Here is a 22,428-nt window from a genome sequence, read left to right as displayed (position 1 = left end):
ATATACAAACGTAATAAAGGTTAGTATAATCAGCCCCATGCCGAGATTTATGTAACAAAATAATTCAGGGGCATTAAAAGGGGCACAAAAGAGACATCTTAAAATAAATTCATAATAATCAATAAATTACATTTATTTTCGATTCCGCCTCCGGCACCAATTTAAAAATTCGCTTGTTGAAGGTCTTAAATCAGTCAACAGGCAAATTAAAGCAATACAGGGTGCCTGCGTAAGCAAGCACCTTTTTATTATCAGCTCATTGTTAGTTCTGATACCAAGTAAGGTGAAGAGCTCATCCATTAGCCTGTTTTTTTGATGACCATACCGTTAAACGGATTTTGGGTATGCGGCAATAGTTTTCTTTCCATACCGAAATTAAAAATCGCCCATAGATGAACCACCTTATTGTTCCAGCTATGGACGGACTGTTTCTTCTGCCCCAGAAGATAACACCGCCAGCGCAGAACGTCCCGGTGAGTCACTTCCTCCGGCAGCATCGTTTCCCCCATAAAGTTAACAAATCCTCGTTTCACCTCGTCATAGCTCCGCTTAGTTGTCGGCCGCAACATATGTGAACGAAAGTATTCTTCTAATAATTCATCCCAACTAATTTTTTCTGCTCTCCGCAACATGTTATTTGCTTCCTGATGACACTAAAACATCATGACAATGGATTGTTTAAAAAAGTTTTATTGAAAATAAATATATAAACAATAATTGAAACTATTTATTTTGTAATAATGTCTTTAAGTTAGCTTGGATGGCAATCGTTTCTTTCTCCGGCACAGATCGTTTGATTAGTTTTGAGCCGTGATGGTTATTTTTTGCAACATTCTTGTGAAAAGATTCGATGACCAGATTAAAACAGCAGGGTATCAGTATCACCGGATGGCTCGGGTGCCGATGCCGCTTCCAATGGCAGAGCGAAGAGACTTCCGGTTGGATTCAGGTGGTTCCCCTGCGGCACCAGAAAGTCTTCCGGTAATAAACGGGCTTCCAGCTTGCTGTGGGCCGATGATAACATTGGGTACCTCTCCGTATTTTAAGAAAATACGCCAAGGCAATCATGCCACAATGGAAATTACGGCTGTAGTATGTAGTACTTAGAAGATTAAAGGGTTATTTGAGGGAGTAAAATTACTCATTTTTTTTATTCTTCATTAAAAAAAGATTTTTTAAATATTTCAATCTATCATTTCATTCCATCGAAAATTCTTTGTAATTCCTCGGCAACCAATCGACTGGTTGTCATTTGCATTGTCTGCTTGGATGTCAACATCCAGACTGGACGTATAATAGGTTCATCTAATTCTATACACACTAACGAACTCGCTTTAATGGCTAATGAAGGAAGCAGTGCTACACCATACCCATTTTCAGCAGCAATACGTTGAGTAGTAACTGAATTCGACTGGAAGCGAATTGATTTATTCCCAAATCGCCTTATAAGATACTGAGACTCAGGTAAGTGGCTAAAGTCACTGCTAAAAGTCACAATACTGATATTTTTCTTATTTTTTATTTTTTCTATAACTTCAGGTGTTCCACAAAGTTTATAAGCAATTTCACCCACTTTCCTGCTCAAATACTCTCCTTTTTCCGGCAATTCTAAACGCAATGCTATATCCGCCTCTTTTCTTGGAATACTAACATTACGATTTGATATATCGATTTCCAGTCTAATTTCTGGGTGTCTTTTAATCAACTCATTGAGCCTGGGAACGATAAAATATTCAGCCATTGAAGAAGTCATTGAGATAACTACACTTTTTTTAGAATAGCCATCCCGATGAAAGTAGTCTGCCAGGCTTTCAACATGCTCTCTCATTGGCGATGTTTTCTGATATAAGATTACCCCCTCCACAGTTGGTAAATAACCGTCTTGTGTGCGATCAAAAAGACGATTTTTCAAAGTATACTCAAGGCGCTCAATTCGTCTGGATACTGTTACGTGGTTTACTTTCAATCTTTGTGAAGCCGCAGAAACTGTCCGGCACTCAACTAACGCCGTAAAGAATCTCAAATCATCCCAATTAATATCATCCATAAGTATATTCTTTTCTTAAGAAACAGAATATAAACCATAACACTAATAAATAAATTTTCATAATAGTAAGAGTTTGCAATCTTAAAAAACTTTTTTGCACTTCTAATCTGCAATATTTCACAATGACTTTTGGCAAGGTATTTCGTAATCTGAGTGGGTCTTATTAATCAATATAAGGAAAATATAGTGAACGCCCCTAAGACATTACTCGAAATTATCGGAATACCAGAAAAGAAACTCGATTGGAATAAGGCTGCGCTCGTGCTAATCGATTTCCAGAAAGAATATTCTGATGGCGTTTTATCATTAGGTGAATCAGGTCAAAAAGCCGTCACCAACGCGGCTAAGCTGTTAACACATGCCAGAAAAAACAATGTTCCTGTCTTTCATGTTGTCCATCATGCCAAACCCGGTTCCGCTATATTTGATCCGCTCAAAGATAAATCATGTTTGATTAAAGACGTCGAAGCAAACAGTGAAGAGAAACTGATCACCAAGTCACTACCTAGTTCCTTTTACGCTACAGAATTAAATGACTTGTTATCACAGACGTGCCGAAAGCAACTTGTCTTAGCGGGTTTTATGAGCCATATGTGTGTTACTGCCACAGCCATTAAAGCATTAGAGTTAGGGTATGAAAATTTTGTCTGTGTTGATGCCTGCGCGAGTCGTGACCTGAAATATATTGATGGTTCACTCATTAATGCAGAGTCAGTACATCGAACTGCAATGGCGGCACTGAATGATCGGTATGCGACCTTAGTCCATTGTTCTGATGTGATTAGCGCATCGTTTTAGGCAATAGATATTTCAATCGATTTGTTATAGAAGTAATTTTTCAATCATTGTTGGCAGTGCCAAAGATAATCAATGTTATCCTGTTTTAGCACTGCCTTAAATAACCATGATATGAAATACAAAAACAAAAAGGGCATATTAGCCCCTCCTGCTGTTTTTCGTACTTACCTTATAATAGAGTTGGAATTAGGCAATAAGAACAGTTGTTCTATATTGGCAGGTTGAAAACTGGGTTGCAGATACTCATAGGTACTGCCAACATCAGGGAATGAAGCCATCGCTTCTCCCAGCTTCGCCAAACTCGGAATTTCCGCCTCTGAAACAGTGGTAGTGGCATGAGTGGCAATGGCCGGTTGTCTACTGGCCCAGGATAAATCCATCAACACGCTATTAGTGTTCTCCTGTTTGCTAATGCGCTTGACGAGGTGTTCCACGTTAATCGCCGACGAGGTTCCCGCCAGATTGATATGCAAATGCTGATGGGCTTCGGCCTGATTACCAAATACCTGACGCACCACTAATGCTGTTCCATTGCTGGTGTCGGTCAACATCAGGTCATCATCACGCCGATTCACGAAAACATTCTCCGGATTGGCTATCGGTAAGAGCAGACGATCTAAAGCCTGTTTTGGATCGTTATTATCGATAATCACTGTACGGTAATGCGCCCACATCTCTTCACTGAACCGATAGGTATCGTTATTGGCACCACCATATAGCACCAGACTATCGATACCATCAATGATCGGCAGTGTCAGATTATCACTGGCCACGCCTCCTTGAAGTAACAGGGACGAATTTATACGCTCCATTTTAATGAATTTATTGAGAGCTGTTACTCTATTATCATTAATCTGGTACAGTTTCTGATCTGTCTGGTCATACACATACGCTGTCTTATTTTTTGCGTTGATCCCCAGAAAACGCAGATTATCTGAAGCAGGGATGCCATTACCTGAAAATACCTGACCGCTGCCAACATCGAACCAGCCTGGCATCGTGTTATCTTGCAAGGTCAGTACCCCTTTGGCATGCCACTGATCGGCAAGTTCAGTTAATGCCTGTGACAAGTGAATCCCATTGCTCTGCTGCCACTCTTGGTCAACGCCAACTAACCGCAATGCACCATTATTAGCCCGCAATAGGATCTCGCCCTTGGTCGTGATCAGGCGCATGCCGGCATCAACCTGTTGTACCTCTTTGAGAGGCAAATCGGGCGTCAATTCATTAGCAACAGGAAGTGGTGCCAAGGCATCAAGCACATGGCCAGAGCCAAAGGCCGCAGCTAACGCATTTGTAGTCATTGCGGGTTGGCGGTATAGCTTACCGCTTTCTGGTTCGAAGAGCCGTGCAGAGGAACCATCCGCTTCGAATCCCAAGAACTGCAATGATTTACTCTGTAGTTCCGCCGAAGCCACTATCACCTGTCCATTGTGATACCACACCGGCAGCAGGCTCTTGCCATCGGTGCCCTTAACCCCGAATACCGCCAAAGTGGCTCTGTTATCCGTGACGTTGGCCAAATCCTGCCACCAGTGGGGGCGCCCTTTGAGCCAATGCTCGTTGACCGCTTCGTAGTTAAGCTGCCCAAGTGCATTAAGTTGAGCCACACGCCCATCCTCAGTGATGGCGAGCAAGCTACCGTTCAGGTTGACTACGTTAGCTAATGGTGGCGTATTAACACGCAATGCTGTGGGATGGTTGGCGTCAATAACAGCTTGGCCTGGGCCTTCCTGACGGAACAAAGCTTTCTGTTTTCTGCTGTAGAAGAAGAAAACTTCTTTGCCTGCGAGGCCTGCGGGATCAGGGATGTTGCCTGCTAACACCAAATCGGCCGGTATTTGCCAGGCGCTGCGGGTCTGTTCATGCGCTGCAAAATGCCAGGTTTGATCCGTCGGTGGTGCCAGATTCGGCTTGATCAGCGTCCCATCGTTGGTACGTATCCAGTAGCGGTGCGCCGCACCTACCGCATCCATGCCAAACACAGTGACCAGCGCGGCTTTGGTCGGTTTGATCAGCCGTGCGTCCAGCGTATACCTCGATGTCTCACGCTGAGTACTATTATTCTTGTAGCCTTGGAGTATAGCTTCAAGCACGTCACCATGTCGGTCGGTACTTGCCAAACGCTGGAGCAACTCATCATCCCCCACTGCGCTGACTAACTCCATTCGGTCACCGAGGACCCGATATCCCAGTTCCGCTTCTCGCTCTTTCAACTGATAATGGCGTGCCAGATAGACAGCATCCCCTTCCTGCCATAGCCGACTGATTTTGCCTGCATTATCGTTAAACCACGGCACAAACTGCGCGTCGATCTGCCCGGTGGTAATATCTACCCGCCACGCTACTGCGTTATCGGCGTCGTAGAAATAGGCATGGTCACCCATCACAGCACCCAGTTGGGCATGTTTGGCCTGTTCATGGCTGGTATCGGTGAATATCATCCGCTCCTTAGCCACGTCGTAGAAAGCTCGGCCAACATCACGCCCATTGTGACGGTAGTTCTCCACCACCACATATTGTCCGTGCAACTGATGCGCCTTAGCCAAATCACTCAGATGCTGCTCGATTTGCTGGCCCGATACTTGCCATTTGCTTGCATCTTCTCTTACTACTTGCGTTGTCAGGTTGGAGAAGTCAACTTCACTCACTTCGTTCTTGCTGTTGACCACCAGCACCTGCCCGTTCTGGGACGGATCGAGTTCAACCACCACCCCACCGACGACCAGTTGGTTCTTGGAAACGCTGATCGTATCGTTGGCAAGCTGGCTGCTATCGATGATCCAGCGTGACGGTAATGTGTCACTACCGTTCGAGTTTGCAACATCGCTCACAAGCTTCACACTCGTTCCTTCGTTCAGCCCGATCAGGTATTCACCACCTGCCCCCTTGATCTCATAATGCAGGTAACCATACAGTTCTTTGGGCAGCTCAGGCACGATCAGTTTCCTGTTGCGCGGGTCGAGCACCACTTCGATCGGGGTCTTCACATATTCCTGATGGAGCCGACGGATCGTAACCTCCCCCGGAAAGATGTAGAAGTCGTAATCAAAGCGCTTATGCTCTTCTAGCCGGCGGATCACATCGAACCCCGTATCGTGACGTGTCGTTGCACCGGGGAGCTGCATGTATTCGTATCTGATGAAGGACTTGGGTGTACCCGGCAGGATGAGCACATTGCTGTCGCTGTGATCGAGTGTATGGGAGACATCCTTGTAACCGATTCCACTACGCACTTCGATCGCCTGGCTGCGGTCATGAACCATCTTTGGAAAGTCACCAATCCAGAAGAAGTAATTGATTTTCCCCGACCCCGTAGAGCCTGAGTGGGTGCGATAAATATATTGACTGTCGAAATCGATCTGACTATTGCGCAGATCCAGCGTCTTGATCACCGCACCGGCGAGTGGCACCAGTACCTTTTTCTCGCTGTCATACCGATAGCCATTGCCCTTGTAAGCTTTATCAAGCATGTCGAAATAACCGCCCACTGCTTTGGCATCCTCGGCAACCGCCCCAAAGGCTTGAGCCAGTGCCGTAAAGCCCACTGCGAGCCCGCCAAGGATCACCCCCGCACCACCAAGTACAGCCGCGGTTGTCGAGGCACCGACCAGCCCGGCACCTACTCCAGCAGCACCAGTCACAAAACTGGCTGAATCGAACGCCAACTGCGTGCCGAATACCGCTTTCTGTGTATCAGTTTCAGCATGAGCCAGTTCATAGGCATCCAATCCAACAAAAGCGCCGCCAAGAAGCACGCCCATGCCTTCGTTAACAGTATGAGCCAGAGCGGAAGAAAACGTGTTGAGCGAAGTTTCAGCCACCACCACTTCGCCGCGCAACGCTGTACGTACCAATTCGGTCACTTTGGTTACGTCGTTCACGCTACTGTGAACCATTTGAGCGTAGTTAAGGTAACTGTGGACTTTCAGCGCGGTAGCCAAATCAGGTGAAACAATCCCGTGTGCCGCATCGTGGCGATTCTTGTCGGCAAACCACTGGATCAACGTCTGTACCGCAAATCCGGCGTTCAACCCATCAACCGGAGAGGCCTCACCTCCTCCATTGAGCCGTAGTTGACCCTGTTCGAGGGTGAAATGTTTGCCCAGAGTGAGCATATGTTCATCGACAAAGCGGCGGAATTCAACAAAAGTCGCATCGTTACTGTTCACCCACTGCGTCTGTTCAAGGTTCTCACGATTGATGAATTGGACACGGTAACGACCTTCACCCTGTTCCTCGATATTGCCAATCACCGGTATCCAGCGCTGATCAAGTCTATTTTCCTGAGCAAGCCTTGTCATAGCCTGATCGAATTTATCCCCCCACTGCTCAGTATCAAGGGTCGCTAATGCGGTATGTAACTGGGTATCTTCGGCAATTTTCACTTGAGCATTGACCGTTTGCTTAACCCATTGTCGTTGCTCTATAACAGTGGCTAGTTCGTCGGGACGAGTCAAGTCAGCGACATCCAAGCCATTGCCCACGGGTACTCTTGCCATCTTATCGGGATCGATCTCGACCAGATTGAAGACAGGGACAGACTGACTGCCGAGCGAGCCATAGTAAACAGCCATATTGCGCTTCACCAGATGTTGCTCCATGGCACGGGAAAAGCTGGCAGCATTGTCAAAGGCAAAAATCCCGACATTGGGATCATAGAAATAGTAACGGCGCCCTTCTGCTCTGACGGTACATCCCACCAGCATAGAGTGATTCCGGGTATTGAGAGCGAATATCGAGGTTCCGGTTTTTCCTTCTAATAGGGAGACAACCTCAGATAAGGTCACTTGCCCCCGCATCGTTGACGCTTGCACGGCTTCAACGTTGGAATGCAACCTTATCAAACTGTTTTTTAGTAGTGTGGAACTGCCCGCCTGAGGAGAAGCAGCGGCGAAAAACAGTTTTTCCACCAGACTGTTGATACCTGCCTCGCCATTACTGGCCAGCGCCACCGCCATCGCCCTGACCAAAGGATAGCAACGGCCACCAGATACGTCTCCCACCAACGACAAGTAAAAATTTTGCGGCACCAGACGACTAAAGTTGCTACCCGCCTGCTGAAAATCTTCACTGAATATCGCGGTTTGTTTTAGTATTTTGTCAATGTACTCGGCTCGGCTGGTTTCAGTGATATGGCTGCTCAATGCCCCCCGTTGCTTGGGAGTAAGAGGACTGTCAAGAAACAATTTTTTCATTTCCAGAGCCGACATTTTATCGTTAAAACCGGGAATGCTGATATCCTGAAAATCACGCAAGCCATCAAAAAACTCAGTATTCGCCCCCCTTCGCTGATACGCTTCGACGATAGCATAACGTTCGCCCAAACTGCCGTCGCGTTCCTGACCACCACCTTGAATAGAGGTATCATTCATTTTCAACACGGCATCTATGCCCTCCTTGGACTTGATCTGCTGCCATAACCAACTTTGTTCGACGGAGAACACTTCACGCAATACTGAGTCGTATTGTTCCTTATAGAACTCCAGCGTGATATTGAGCTGCTTTATCTGTTGGTCAATCAAGGCATCTCTGGTACTACGCTGACGCTGATAAAGCTCGCTACGTTTATCCACCAATTGCTGAGTGTCCGCCGTGATCTTGGCCTGAACCTTATCACGCAATTCAATCCACGCCGCAATCGCTGGATGATGAGGAGAAAATGCACCCTCTTCGTATACACCATCGGAAACCCCTTCCACGAATACTTCGAGCAAGCCATCAATTTTTTTGAGTTTTTGATGGATTTTCTCACGGTAATCAGTGAATTGAGTCTGATTACGCTCAGTGACTTGACTATCGGCGGCCTGAATCGATATTGGTTCTTCGCCACTGCGTAACTTCGGCCAAAGCAGATAGCCGTCTCGCTGGTATTCCTGGCGCTGGAACACCAATTGCCATTCACCATTAACGTACTGCATGTAAGCCGCCGCAAGACCTTCGGCGGTATCTGCCACTTGATAATCCTGATAATCCACAGCCATCACCACGTTGTCGTACAGCAATGAACTGTTGACCCGGCCGTCGTGGTAAACTCGGTAAGTATTATCATCCAGATTAGTCACCACAACCGAACATCCCGACAATGTTCCAGTAAACAAAAAACTCCCCGGAACCGCATGCTTAGGAATATCCACATAGGCCGGCAACGCATTGGCCTGATTCGCCCCATTGTAACCGAGGAAATACGCTGGAACGCTGCTCTCAGTAATATCATTTGTGCTTATCGCATCAGAGTATTCAACCTCATATAAACCAGTCTTAACTTTCACCAACTTGGCACGTCCCTCTGCCGGCAGTTGCCCCGCTCTAACCAATGTTTCTGCACTGATAGTGTTAGATTTAGCGAATGCGACTGGATCGATGGCAAGCTGCTGGATATCGGCGCTACCCTGACGAGGCTCGCTTCCACCACTCATGGATACTAACCCACTTTTGAGTTCACGATCCCGTGCCGCTTGCGCTAGCAGAGCTGGATTGGAGACATCGATATTCGGTTTGCGCGGCATTTCTTCAAGCGTCGTTTGCGCGGATACAAGCAGCGGTTGGTTACTGTTATTGGGCATGACAATTCTCCTTACTTAAAAAATCCTATTTTCCTACTGATGCTTTTACGGGGTTACAACATCGATAACAGCCAAGGGCAGATGGCAACGCATCAGCAGATATCATTGCCTCATCGATCGTAGTACCCATCACGTGATTCTATTCTCATGTTGCTGGAAGAAGACGTATTAATAAAAAGGGTAATAACCCATATTAAGATCAGAAGAGTTAGGTCAAGATCATCTAACGGCATGAATCTGTATTGATAATTATTATCAGTAACGATTATTCTTATCAATTATTATTTTTGAAAATAATTTTCTTTATATATCAAATAATTAATTTATCACAATCCTGTTTGTTATCGATTTGTTTTTGTTTTCGTTTATTTTATGTATCTAAATAATATATGGGTAGTAGCAACTATGTTGTCAGACACCAATAATTATCTGATCCCTTTCGTTCTAACTGCCAATGACAGAAAAGCATAAGTCAGCAATAATCATCATGCTCTGCTACAGGAGGCTATATAACATGTCCTTGTACCAATTAGATTGAATAATATGATTATGATTAAACAACGATTGAACGCTCTTCTTCATTATATTGATGAAAATATCGATATACATATGGACGGAGAAAGTCTGAGTAGTATTGTGGCTTGCTCTAAGTATCACTTTCACAGATTGTTTTCCGCAACTTATGGTATTGGTGTTGCTGCATATATCAGGCAAATTCGATTGAAGAGAGCTATTTATGATCTGGCGTATAACAATAGTTCAGTCATGGATATTGCTCTTGCGTGTGGATATGAAAGTTCTGAGGCATTCTCCAGGGCATTCAAAAGTTCAGTTGGTCAAAGTCCTATTGAGTTCAGAAAAAAACCTGATTGGTCTATCTGGTACAGCCATTACCAAATCATAAATGATATTAGGACTAAAGTTATGAATGAGAAATTATCTCCTGTTGAAGTAAAAGTCGTCAATTTCCCGGAAACCTCCGTGGCAATCATGGAGCATAAAGGTTCGCCATCAACTATTGGCAATACAATTAGAGAGTTCAAAGAATGGAGAATAAATCATAAATTATCCCCAAAGCGCAATCGAACTTTCAATCTTGTTTATGCAGATCCCGTAAACATTGATCCGGAAGAATACCAATTTGATTTATGTGTGGAAGTTTCGCCAACGCTTGACGTTAAGAATTCAAAAATCAGACTAAAAACGATTCCGTCAGGAAAATGTGCTTATATTAGATATACAGGTTCAGATGACAGAATAACCAAGATAGTCAACGACTTGTATACCAAGTGGTTACCAGAGCATAATCAAGAAATTCGGGATTTTCCACTGTTCTTTGAACGAGTAAAATTGTTCCCGACGGTGACGGAGGCCGAGGCTGTCACTGATATTTATCTGCCTCTGGTGTGACTTTGACTGCTTTTACCGCAGAATGGAGGCGTTCTCATACGTTACGCAGGGCTTGTTTGGGCGCAATATTTTTGCGCCTCATGATTTCTTTTCAATTCCCACCTAACTGTTGATGGATCTTGATTGAGTGACATTACAATAAAACATTGTGTAAAATCGGCTTCTTTTAAGCAGAAAATCTGATATTTTTCTATTTCGTTCGGTCAGTTGTGTATAGGCCATAGTACATTTTTTTAGCCAGAAAGATGCCTACTATATCAACTGACCACCTTTCTTAGAAATTGCACTTATTAGTTGAATCTAAGTAACATATAGAGATGTATTTTTCATCAAAACAATCCAACGAAATATAGTTTACTAATGGAAATATTTTTCACACACTTAGTTCTGTTTTTAAGAGGAAAGAGGAATTATAATTAGATAACAGATCACTTTTCTTCTGTTAAATAACAGAAGAAAACCAAAAAAACATCAAGTGCTAAACGTCAGTCCATGAAAAATCTTTACAATTATTTCACAACATGGTTTTAGCGATTTTTCAATCAATCTCACTACTCACTTTGGAAGGAGAATATTAAAATTATTACTTATGATTATAACCAAAACCATAAAAAATGAATTACGTAAAAGTTTCAAATTAAAATTATTTTTATGTTAAAATATAATGTTAAGTCACTATTTTTGAATAAAAATCCCACAAAAGTCCTATAAAATTCTTGTGGTTATTTATTTTATATTAAAATAAATTTCCCTGGTGATGCCCTAGCCGGGCGCTACATTTTTGTACAAAACAAAAGGGAGCAGATAGCTATTACGGAACGGTGAATTTCGCATTCTCCTGTCTCCCTTAATATTAAGATAAGCATTTCTATCTAAATTTAAATAGGTGAAAAACACTCTTGAAATTAAACTAAAAAAATGATAACGGATAGGTTAGTGGTATTAGTTTCAGTTATAAATAATTATATCTAAAATTATTGTCTTGAGGTGTCTTCAAAAGATGAAAATGCACATTACCGATACTCCAAATTCACAGGATGAAGCCTATGTAATCCAAAAGCTCTGGGCACATAACCAACAATATAGCGATGTAGATATACGCCCCTTATTTCTCACTATCACTGATGAAGATAATCAAATTATTGCGGGTCTTATTGCTAAAACTTGGTGGGGAGGTCTTGAAATTCAATATCTCTGGGTAGATAAAAAATACCGAAAAAAAGGATTCGGAAAACAGCTTATGTTACAAGCCGAAAAAGAGGCATTAAACAGGCATTGCCATATGGCTTATGTCGATACTTTTGACTTTCAGGCCAGAGGATTTTATGAAAAATTAGGTTACAAAGCTTATGGGGAACTTGGTGGGTATTCTCATAAATACACTCGTTTTTATCTCACGAAAAGTATTCAACATATCTAATCCTGTGAGATAAGAATGAATTTGCCCTACAACGATAATAATTCCTATCTAAAGGGATTAGTCGCCATGATGGAACATCTAAGTGAGCCTTGGGGAATAAAAGATTTAGATTCCCGCCATATTTACATGAACAAGGCCGCATACCTCTACACTAATACTCCCATAAATTTTGATATAGAGGGAAAGCTTGATAATGAGTTTCCTGCTGATTGGGCTGAATTAGCTGAAGACCTAACAGAACATGACAAAAGAGCCGAAGAATTTCAAGATAGGGTTTCTGTCATAGAAACCCATTATTGGTATGGTAAAGATAGCCTAACACCATTCATTAGTGAAAAGTTTCCGGTATATAACAATGATAAAGAATGTATTTGGATAGTATGGAATGCCAAGCCTCTAAATACATTGTCACCTTTACAATATATCAACCAGCAGAAACCCAGTATCTTAACAACGGAAATCGATACCAAACTGTTTACCAAAGCTGAGATGGATATCATTTTTTTTATGCTGCACCGCTTTTCAAATAAGGAAATGGCCAAAATATACAATGTAAGCAACAAAACCATAGAAAACAGAATATATAACATCTACCAAAAAGCTAATGTCCATTCTCTCCAACAACTTGAAGAGTTTTGTCGACATTTACATCTGGACAACTACATCCCCGGACGCCTAATAGAGAAAGGCATTCTCTTTATCTGAACTCCATCAAGGAATCACGAAATATTATGGTTAAAATTGAAGACTATCCATTGAGCCGAGTGCCACAAACACAACGTGTATCAATGTTAAGCGTGGCTATCGTTCATATGGGCATGTTGACAGCATTAGATCAATTTATGCTTGGCGCTGTACTTGGTGACTCTATGGCGCTTATTGATGCCTTTATCGCCATTTTCATCGGCAGTTTGCTCTTTGGCATTGTCACATTCGGGCTTGGCTTCGCAGGAATGCGCGAAGGCTTATCCGGCAGCCTATTGGCTCGGTGGTGCGGTTTTGGCCGCATAGGATCAGTATTAATTGGTTTTATTGTCGCAATCAGTTTATTAGGCTGGTTTGGTATTCAAAACGCTATTTTTGCCCATTCCCTTAACTTTGCTACTGGCGATAAACTCGGCTTCGTCTGGGCTGCGGCACTCTCCGGCACGTTGTTAACAACGCTGGTCGCCTTTGGTTTTAAAGCATTGCGCTTTACCGCCAGAATTGCAGTTCCCCTGTTTATTCTGCTGGTTGCTTATATCTCCATTACCGTGCTATCCGGAGGATCAGGGCAACCGCTACATGAAATCATTAGGTTACCTCATTCTGGTGATACTTTGTCCATTAGTTCAGGTATCACAATTGTCGTGGGAGGTGCGATTGTTGCCAGCTTAATGACCCCTGATCTGACCCGCTACACCCAATCAGGTAAGCATGTTTTTGGGATCACCTTGCTGACCATTATTGCAGGGGAATTTGTGATTAATGGCTTGGCGATTCTGATCGCAAAAGCCCTGAATACGTCAGATGTTGTCACTATCATGTCACAAGTCGCAGGGGGAGCGGGGCTCCTGGTTGTTGTTTTCTCCACATTGAGAGTCAATGATCTGAACCTGTATTCTTCATCATTAGGCATTATCAATGCTGTAGAAGGGATCACTGGTAAAAAACTTCATTATCCTCCAACGACTTTAGGCATTGGAATATTCGGAACGCTACTTTCTATTCTCGGTATTCTGGATCGGTTTGTGGATTTCCTGACGGTGTTGGGCGTTGTTTTCCCGCCCATTATTGGGATTATGTTGGTGGATTACTATATTCTGCGCTCCTATCGCAAGATATTGGATGAGAGCCGAGAACACGGCACACTTCCATATGAAACACCAACGATTGGCTGGGCTGCCATTATTGCCAGCGTGATCGGCAGTGTGATTGGATTAATAACCGACTGGGGTGTTCCAGCCATTAATTCGCTATTGCTGGCGAGCTTAACCTATGGGTTATTTAAGTTAGTTTGTAAGCGCTCTTAGCATAATGGATCTATGATGTTGCTCCCCAAATGGGGAGCAACACTTAATGGTTAGCATGTTTTTCTGCATATCCTTTGCCGTTAACCCATTGATGATCTTTTTCCCATGAGAATAACCATTTGCGTGTCGGACCCGCCATGACATTCAGATAGTAACTGTCATAACCCGCAATGGTCGCCACGGGGTGATACCCTTTTGGCACCATGACCACATCTTTGTTATAAACCGCCATTGTTTCATCCAGTGAGCGGTCATCGGTATAGACTCGCTGTACACAAAAACCCTGCGGTGGGTTCAAGCGATGGTAATACGTCTCTTCCAGATAGGTTTCCTGCGGCGGGTCATTCGTATCGTGCTTGTGGCTAGGATAGGAGCTGGTGCATCCTTCGTCTGTATAGACTTCAACAACCAGTAGACTATCCGCCAGTTGATCATCTGGCAGGATGTTGTGAACATAACGTCGATTATTGCCATTACCGCGCTGTTCAGCCCCAATATCTTGTGGCGTGATTAAACGGGTGAGATAACTTCCTTTTCCTTTTGCCTGACATACCGCCAACTCAAGTTGAGTTTCGGCAATAATTTCCATCACTTCATCGGGAGCAACATAGACGGCATAAGGCTTTTTGCGCTCGAACGGACTCATGCGCTCCCCTATTTTCTCAAACCGTTGCTGAGGCGTCACTATTGTGGCTTTTCCTGCCACCAGCACCAGACACGTTTCATTTTCTGAGGCGGGTAAGGTAATGAATTCCCCCGCATTCAGCTCATAAACCGCAAAATGAACATATCCCCAGTTGGCGATTTCCGGCGTAATATGTTGTGTTCGTTTATCCTGATCCGGTGCACGGTATTTTGACAGTAGTTTAGACATTTAGCTTCCTCCCAATCTCCGCGTTTAAATCAATCCCGCTTCTCTGGCAAATTTATGCAAGTTGCGATACCCCATTGTGGCATAAGTCAGTGGATGAGCGACGGCGGGATCTTGTTCTGCTTCAACCACCAACCAACCGTGATAGTTATTCGCTTTCAAGATCGCAAAAAGGGCCGGATAATCGACGCAACCGTCTCCGGGGACAGTAAAAACACCACTCAATACCGCATCAAGGAAACTGGTTTTACGGTTTTTGATATCTTTTAACACGTCTGCGCGGATGTCTTTACAATGCACATGATTAATACGTGTGCACCAACGTTTTGTCACTGCCAATGGATCTTCTCCCGCAAAGGTCAGATGCCCGGTATCCAATAACAAACCCACTTCCTCACCCGTATGCTCCATGAGGTTATCGATATCTTCCGCACTTTCAATCACTGTTCCCATGTGATGATGATACGCAATCTGTACACCTTGCGACCGAGTATAACGGGCAAATGCTGTTAGCTTTTCGCCATATTCTTGCCAGCGCTCTACCGGAAACAGTGGACGAAGATATACGGGTTTATTCTGATTGCCATGAATGCACTGTGTCACTTCGGCAAACACCATCACAGTTGCCCCCAGTTCACGCAGCAGAGTCAAATGTGGCTGAACTGCGGCAATTTCTTCTTCAACACTGCGTGTCAGCAGCTCACCGGAGTACCAGCCAGACACCAGTTTCAAATCATGGGCGGCTAAAATAGGCGCCAGGATCTGTGCCTGACGAGGGAATTTATTGCCCAGTTCAAACCCCGAAAATCCTGCTTGTCGCCCTTCTGTCAGGCAAGTTTCCAACGGTGTTTCTGCGCCTAAAGATGGCAAGTCATCATTGGTCCATGTCAGGGGATTAATGCCAAGTTGAACAGCCATAAGGGTTCTCCTGTAAGATGAAAAAGTGATGTTCTGTGTTAGCTTTGCTATCCACGCTGACACCAGTAGTTAATCAAATTGTGATAGTTAGTTTTTATTTTCAGGATCAGCGTTTCCTCATCAATTTCTCCTGCCAGCCATTGCAGTGACGGCTGACCAAATAGTGTTCTTCCAACAGCAAAACCTTTGACGATTGATTTACCTGCCGCCGCATTGAAACTGGCCTTCAAGATGGCTTCAGGTGCATCAAGGCCAAGGATCACAACTCCGCGGCAGTGAGGATCATACTGTTCGATTAATACAGCGATCTGATCCCAAGTGGCTGATTGCATTGGTGGTAATTTCCACCAGTCTGGTTTAATGCCAAGATTGTAAAAACGCTGGAGCGCACGCAGATAAAGCGCATCAGAATGGGGCATATCGGTTGGCAAAATAACTTCCAGCAATAATTCATGGCCGGATTGACAACAGGCAGCATAGACTTCCTGTATGGTTTTTTCCTGTTCCAAACGCAATGGAGGGTTATCTTCTGGATGAAAGAACACTAAACATTTCACAATATGTTCCCGCGGCCAACTCACTAGCTGGGAACCAATATCACCGTGTTCGAGGCAAAGCGGCCGGGAGCCGGGCAGTTCAATCGGACGACCAATCCATAACCCCTTCCCTGTTGCGGCATTCAGTACATCTTGGCCGAAACGGCTGTCACACAATATCCCCGCTTTTCCTGCCAAATGGGCTTCTGTGCTGACTTCCTGACAGGCACTGAACAACAGTTTTTTCAGTTGTGGAATTCGATCGAGACTGGCATTCACCTTGCGTGCCATTTCGACAAACTGGATACGATGATCAAATGCCATGATACATAATTCATCCCATTGTTTGTGACGGCTGCCAACCCGATGCAGGTGATTGAGATGTGAATCTAAATCAGGGCGAGGTACTGCTGTTGCTCGCATCAGATAATTATCCAACTCCGTCTTATCTGGCATGGCGGGGGCACATCCATGACGGGAAACAACCAAAGCGCCACAGGCATTGGCATAAGTGCAAGCCTGTTGCCAACTTTCGTTATTCAGGTAGCCGCGCAACAAACCAGACATAAAGGCATCCCCCGCCCCCAAAACGTTCAGGATTTCTACCTTGACGCCTTGTATCGTGATCCCCTCATCTAAGGTATTGGGAATATTGGCAGTGAATACCGAACATCCCAATGCACCACGCTTGCAAACTAATGTTGCAGCCGTCAGTGCCCGTACCCGATGCAAGGCTTCAACCGTATCCGTAGAGCCGCCAGCAATATGAAACTCTTCTTCGGTTCCCACAATCAAGTCAAATTGGGAGAGCACTTCCTGCAATTGCGCTGTCACTTGCTCTGAGGCGATATAGCGGGTTTCACCGTCACCCAGTGAAGTCAATCCCCACAAGACCGGGCGATAATCGATATCAATGACGGTCTTGACACCATTTCGGCGGGCATAAGTCAGTGCAGTCAAAACAGCATCACGCGTTTGTGGGTGGGAAAGGTGGGTTCCGGTGATTGCCAGACAACGGGCAGATGCAATATAGTCTTCGCTGAAATCATCTTGGGTAATAGCCATATCAGCACAATTATCGCGGTAAAAAATCAGCGGGAAAGTTTCATTATCTTTAATGCCGAGCAAAACTAACGCAGTTAACCGCTCTTTATCGGTGATCAGATGGCTGGTATCACAACCAACCCGCTTCAACTCTTCACGCAGAAAGCGTCCCATATGTTCATCACCAACCCTTGCCAGCATTGAGGATTTTAATCCCTGGCGCGCGGTCCCATAGGCTACATTTCCTGATGATCCCCCTAAATATTTGGCAAAACTTCCCATGTCTTCCAGACGGGAACCGATTTGTTGACCATACAGATCAACTGCGATACGTCCCATGCAGATAACATCCAACTTTTTATGTCGCTCATTATGTTGCTTATGCTGTTCCATTGATTCACCTCTTACCGGCAACCGTATTTGCTACCGCCAGACGCTTAAATAACGCCTTGCCTGTCTGATAGAAAACATAACCCAAGATACTGACCACAAATACATAATAGAGTGCCATCACATAAGCAGGCACGTTTTCGGCAAGGAAAACATACATGGAAACGACAGCCAAAGTAATTAACAACCCCGCCGGTTTCACCATCGACCAAGGTGTAATATCCACCTGTTCTGTATACACTTCCTGATAAGATTCGGCAGGGAAAAAATAACCAATCGTCAACATAAAGATGATGTTCAGCACAAACAGAATGCCAACCAGATGGAAGAAGTGAATATTGACGTTCAGAATAAAGTTACAAATGATGTAAGCCGACATACCGAACAATAGCCCCAGTTTCGCCGCAATCGGGGGAACACGTTTTGTCATCAGCCCAACCAGAACCACACTGAGGATCGGGGCATTGAACATCCCTTGTAGCTGCTGGAGTAAGTAAAACAAGCCTTCAGGTGCATGAGCGACAAGTGGGGCAATAATCATCGTTGCTAATGCCAGCCCTACACCCAAATATTTACCCGCGGCCACAGCCTGCGCTTCAGTGGCATTCGGGTTCCGTGGTTTGTAGATATTGACGGTAAATAGTGTCACGGAAGCGTTCAACCCACCGCTAAATGTCGAGAATACCGCTCCCACAACGACCGCCGCAAAGAAGCCAACCAGCACCTTAGGCAATACCAGTTGCACTAACGCAGGATAAGCGTTATCTGGATTATCTATTTGACCGTTGAAAATATGAAATGCAATGACTCCCGGTAAGATAATGATGGAAGGGATAATAAGTTTAAATAAGGCGCACAACATGACACCTTTTTGCCCTTCCGCCAGATTCTTGGCGCCCAATGATTTCTGCACAATGGATTGATTGGTACACCAGAAAAACAGGTTAGAGACAAGCAACCCTGTGAACAGGGTCGAGAATGGCACAAGCGAATCTTCACTGCCAATGGAATTGAACTTCTCTGGATGAGCGTGATAGACATCAGTTAACCCTTTCCACGCATTACCATCTCCCACATACAATAGCGCAAACACCGTGACCATCAGGCCGCCTACAATCAAGCCAACGCCATTTAAAGTATCGGCAACTGCAATCGCTTTGATCCCACCAAAGATAGCGTAAATCGCGCCCAATCCTCCCACTCCCCAAACCATGATCCAGAGCGCCGTGGTTTTATCGATCTGAAAAACCTGGGAAACCTGAAACAGACTTTCCAGTGCAATAGCTCCTGTATATAGAACAATAGGTAATAGTGAGATCACATACATCGCCAGAAATAGGATTGATGTAATCAGCAAGGTATTTTTATCAAACCGGCGTTCAAGATATTCCGGGATGGTCGAAATGCCTAATTTTAGATATTTTGGCAAGAAGTAAATAGCGAACAAGACAATCGTTAAAGCCGCAATCACTTCCCACGCCATGACAATGAATCCGGTTCTGAACGCCAATCCATTCAGACCGACCAGATGTTCTGTAGATAAATTCATTAATAACATGGAGCTGCCGATATATATTCCGGTCAAGGAACGTCCGCCGAGGAAATAACCTTCGGTTGAAGCACTTAACTGTTTGTTTCGTGTCTTATAATAAGCGAACCCTGCGACCAGTAGGGTAAAACCCATAAAAGAAAGAAAAGTTGACATATCTCCTCCACTCTAATTAACCGTTTTCAGACAGTAATAAGCCGACAGGAAGCCCCTGTTTTTATTTGTGGAAATGATGTAACGTTTATATGCCTTTCATCTTTCAATTTGCGGCTTTATTAATTGCACAGCAATTTGAAATTACTCAGGGATAAAAACGGCCTGCTACTGTTATGGTTGCTGGAACTGATAGTTTTTTTTATGAAATAAATGTTCCAGCAACGCTTGTTCTTGAATTTTATCGTGATAGTTTGATTTCTTTACCAGATTGCAGGGATTCAAGTGCCTTATCTGCGAGGTATAAAGCCCGTTCGCCATCAATACCGCTAGTCTCAGGAATGGCTCTGCCAGCCATAACATCGACAAAATGACACCATTCCGCAATGTAGGCGTCACGGTAACGTTGCAGGAAAAAATGTTCTGGCTTAGCGGCGGTACAACCACTTTCTCCCCAGAATTCCACACTGTTTTCCTTAATATTTCCGGCTGTCAGCAGACCTTTCTCACCATGCAGTTCTAAGCGTTGATCATAACCATAACCAGAGCGACGGCTGTTAGTAATGGTTGCCATTGCCCCCGATGGAAATTTCATCACAATAAATGCAGTATCAATATCGCCCGCCAGACCTATGGCAGGATCAACCAAGTTGCTTGCCTGAGCGTAAATAGCACAGGGTTCCTCTCCCACGATAAAACGTGCCATATCAAAGTCATGAATGGTCATATCCCGAAACATTCCACCAGATACCCGCACATATTCTACGGGTGGAGGAGAAGGATCACGGGAAGTAATAAGCAGAGATTCGACTTTACCAATGACGCCGGCATCACACAGGTTTTTCAGCCGACGAAATTGGGGATCATAACGACGATTAAATCCGACAAGCAGAGGAACCTGACACGCTTTTACCGTTGTGAGGCACTGGCGAACACGCTCAAGATCCAGGTGAACCGGTTTTTCGCAAAAGATCATTTTATTGTGCCGAGCGGCCAATTCTATCAAATCGGCATGGGTCTCTGTTGCTGATGCGATCAAGACACCATGAACATCAGGATCTGACATCGCCTCTTCAGTAGTCTGTATTTTGGCTTGATATTGGTGTGCCAATGCTTCGGCGCTTGTCAGATGTGGATCTATCACAGAATAAAGACGAGTTTCTTGATGACCGGCAATGTTAACAGCGTGAACCTGCCCAATTCGCCCGGCGCCAAATAACGCAATATTGAACATGAATGCTCCTTGATACCTTGGTCTCTGCTTTTGGTGTGAATGAAAATATACCAAATAAAACGTTTATTTCAATTTCGTTTTATTTGAAAATTTTATTTTTTAGAGCTAGCTCATAAACTTTCATCTGAGTTGCATCTTGCCGACAATTTCTTTCGTGCCCCTTCGTAACTTTGACATTTCGCTACAAACTCATTAATAGGATTAATCAAGGTATCCTTATAGTGGTGCCTACTGATACCAACAATCGCCTCAACAGCCAATCCCAGACAGCCTTTACGACCCACCTACGGCTACGAGAAACGAAAAAATTACCGATTTTTTTGTAATTAGGGTTTTTTAATAAATTAAAAAAGCTAGATTATTACTTTTCATAAAAATATTATCGAGGCTATGTATGAACGGTTTCTCAACCAATAAAATAAATTTATCTTCAAATCATAAACTTTTTGAACATGTACACGCTTTAGTGGTTAGCCAAAGAGGAACGTTATTAGCAGAAGGATACTTCTCAGGTCATGATGAATTATGGGGAGAGGATATGGGGAAGATAGATTTCAATAAAAATACTTTACATGACATAAGATCAATCACAAAAAGCATTATATCTATTTTATACGGGCTGGCTATGAAGTACAAAAATGCTCCCAATTTAAAAAGCCCTATCATTGAACATTTCCCCGAATATCGGAAAGATAATAGATTTGATCATATAAATATCGAACATGCACTTACTATGACAATGGGAATAGAGTGGAATGAAAGTTATTCTTACCATGATATTAGAAATGATGAGATCGGCATGGAATTGGCACCAGATAGGTATAGATATATTTTTTCCAAAACAGTGACAGAACGAGCCGGTGAAACATGGTGCTATTCAGGAGGAAATGTGGCTCTATTAGGTCGCATAATAGAAAAATATACGCATTGCACTTTGCCCGAATTTGCAAACGAAGTCTTGTTCACACAATTAGGTATTCATCATGTTAAGTGGCATAAAGGAAAAGATGGGGTTGCATCGGCGGCCTCTGGGTTACGCCTAACCGCAAGAGATCTATTAAAAATAGGTCTATTGATACTCAATAAAGGTCAATGGGAAGGAAAAGATATCATTCCTGCTACATGGCTCAAAGAATCCATGAAACCTCGATTTTCTACCGGAACAGATGATTATGGCTATCTTTGGTATATGGGTAAATATAGATCACCCATAAATGGGAATGAATATCATTGGCACGCTGCATTTGGAAATGGTGGGCAAATATTATTAATTATTCCTCAGCTAGAATCAATTATTGTCATTTTTAGTGGCAGATATAATAACATTGATATATGGGATAATTTATTTTTATTATTGGAAGATTTTATATTTCCAAAACTGGTGGAAAATTTTTAATTTTATCTTATTAACATCCTATTTTATTGAATTCTATTTGCTGGGTATTGCAGATCATTTGCATACGGGCTGTGCACAGAAACC

General features: G+C 43.8%; 15 protein-coding genes and 1 pseudogene. 6 read left to right on the top strand and 10 right to left on the bottom strand.

Features of this window, described 5'->3' with window-relative positions; all coding sequences use genetic code 11:
• Positions 1 to 299 precede the first annotated feature (299 nt).
• The 3 genes from XDD1_RS04870 to XDD1_RS04865 form a co-directional block, all read right to left on the bottom strand.
• A complete protein-coding gene (locus XDD1_RS04870; protein ID WP_045969200.1) occupies positions 300 to 632 on the bottom strand; it encodes a hypothetical protein in 333 nt (110 codons plus the stop codon).
• Between the two features lie 227 nt (positions 633 to 859).
• Positions 860 to 1,024 carry a hypothetical protein gene (locus XDD1_RS19325; RefSeq protein WP_156979643.1) on the bottom strand — a complete coding sequence of 55 codons (165 nt, stop codon included), beginning with the start codon at positions 1,022 to 1,024 and terminating at the stop codon, positions 860 to 862.
• Between the two features lie 168 nt (positions 1,025 to 1,192).
• Positions 1,193 to 2,047, bottom strand: a complete 855-nt coding sequence (locus XDD1_RS04865) for a LysR family transcriptional regulator (protein WP_045969198.1) — start codon at positions 2,045 to 2,047, stop codon at positions 1,193 to 1,195.
• A 186-nt stretch (positions 2,048 to 2,233) separates the two neighbouring features.
• Here XDD1_RS04865 and XDD1_RS04860 point away from each other — a divergent pair, with 186 nt between their 5' ends.
• Positions 2,234 to 2,845, top strand: coding sequence for a cysteine hydrolase family protein (locus XDD1_RS04860; RefSeq protein WP_045969196.1), 612 nt, complete (start codon positions 2,234 to 2,236; stop codon positions 2,843 to 2,845).
• A gap of 164 nt (positions 2,846 to 3,009) precedes the next feature.
• Here the strand turns inward: XDD1_RS04860 and XDD1_RS04855 are convergent, their stop codons facing one another.
• The gene (locus XDD1_RS04855) at positions 3,010 to 9,411 is read right to left on the bottom strand and encodes a TcdA/TcdB pore-forming domain-containing protein (RefSeq protein ID WP_084720948.1); all 6,402 of its coding nucleotides are present in this window, start codon (positions 9,409 to 9,411) and stop codon (positions 3,010 to 3,012) included.
• 549 nt (positions 9,412 to 9,960) lie between these two features.
• On the opposite strand from XDD1_RS04855, the gene XDD1_RS04850 reads away from it, so the two are divergent.
• Complete coding sequence (locus XDD1_RS04850) at positions 9,961 to 10,821, top strand: AraC family transcriptional regulator (protein ID WP_197541001.1); 861 nt, start codon at positions 9,961 to 9,963, stop codon at positions 10,819 to 10,821.
• A 37-nt stretch (positions 10,822 to 10,858) separates the two neighbouring features.
• On the opposite strand, the pseudogene XDD1_RS20460 reads toward XDD1_RS04850, so the two are convergent.
• Positions 10,859 to 11,015 (bottom strand): annotated as a pseudogene (locus tag XDD1_RS20460) (IS30 family transposase); the annotation flags it as partial.
• Between the two features lie 806 nt (positions 11,016 to 11,821).
• Between XDD1_RS20460 and XDD1_RS04845 the strand changes: the two are divergent.
• From XDD1_RS04845 to XDD1_RS04835, 3 genes are read left to right on the top strand one after another with little or no spacing between them, the layout of a single operon-like run.
• Positions 11,822 to 12,241, top strand: a complete 420-nt coding sequence (locus tag XDD1_RS04845; protein ID WP_045969192.1) for a GNAT family N-acetyltransferase — start codon at positions 11,822 to 11,824, stop codon at positions 12,239 to 12,241.
• A 15-nt stretch (positions 12,242 to 12,256) separates the two neighbouring features.
• A complete protein-coding gene (locus XDD1_RS04840) occupies positions 12,257 to 12,946 on the top strand; it encodes a helix-turn-helix transcriptional regulator (protein WP_045969190.1) in 690 nt (229 codons plus the stop codon).
• Between the two features lie 26 nt (positions 12,947 to 12,972).
• Complete coding sequence (locus XDD1_RS04835; RefSeq protein ID WP_045969188.1) at positions 12,973 to 14,253, top strand: cytosine permease; 1,281 nt, start codon at positions 12,973 to 12,975, stop codon at positions 14,251 to 14,253.
• A gap of 43 nt (positions 14,254 to 14,296) precedes the next feature.
• Here XDD1_RS04835 and iolB read toward each other — a convergent pair whose 3' ends face one another.
• The 5 genes from iolB to iolG form a co-directional block, all read right to left on the bottom strand.
• On the bottom strand, positions 14,297 to 15,127 hold the full coding sequence (gene iolB, locus XDD1_RS04830) for a 5-deoxy-glucuronate isomerase (RefSeq protein WP_045969186.1): 831 nt from the start codon (positions 15,125 to 15,127) through the stop codon (positions 14,297 to 14,299).
• Between the two features lie 24 nt (positions 15,128 to 15,151).
• Entirely contained in the window at positions 15,152 to 16,042 is an 891-nt protein-coding gene (gene iolE, locus XDD1_RS04825) for a myo-inosose-2 dehydratase (protein ID WP_045969184.1), read from the bottom strand.
• Between the two features lie 47 nt (positions 16,043 to 16,089).
• Positions 16,090 to 18,015 (bottom strand): bifunctional 5-dehydro-2-deoxygluconokinase/5-dehydro-2-deoxyphosphogluconate aldolase, encoded by a 1,926-nt coding sequence (locus XDD1_RS04820; RefSeq protein WP_045969182.1) that lies wholly within the window; start codon positions 18,013 to 18,015, stop codon positions 16,090 to 16,092.
• A gap of 4 nt (positions 18,016 to 18,019) precedes the next feature.
• Entirely contained in the window at positions 18,020 to 19,717 is a 1,698-nt protein-coding gene (locus tag XDD1_RS04815; RefSeq protein WP_045969180.1) for a solute:sodium symporter family transporter, read from the bottom strand.
• Between the two features lie 238 nt (positions 19,718 to 19,955).
• The gene (gene iolG, locus XDD1_RS04810; RefSeq protein WP_045969178.1) at positions 19,956 to 20,948 is read right to left on the bottom strand and encodes an inositol 2-dehydrogenase; all 993 of its coding nucleotides are present in this window, start codon (positions 20,946 to 20,948) and stop codon (positions 19,956 to 19,958) included.
• Between the two features lie 394 nt (positions 20,949 to 21,342).
• Between iolG and XDD1_RS04805 the strand changes: the two genes are divergently transcribed.
• A complete protein-coding gene (locus XDD1_RS04805; RefSeq protein WP_045969176.1) occupies positions 21,343 to 22,344 on the top strand; it encodes a serine hydrolase domain-containing protein in 1,002 nt (333 codons plus the stop codon).
• Positions 22,345 to 22,428 lie beyond the last annotated feature (84 nt).

The organism is Xenorhabdus doucetiae (assembly GCF_000968195.1).
GTDB lineage: Bacteria > Pseudomonadota > Gammaproteobacteria > Enterobacterales > Enterobacteriaceae > Xenorhabdus > Xenorhabdus doucetiae.
The sequence above is the reverse complement of the archived record's forward strand: the minus strand, read 5'-3'. Positions and strand labels throughout refer to the sequence as shown.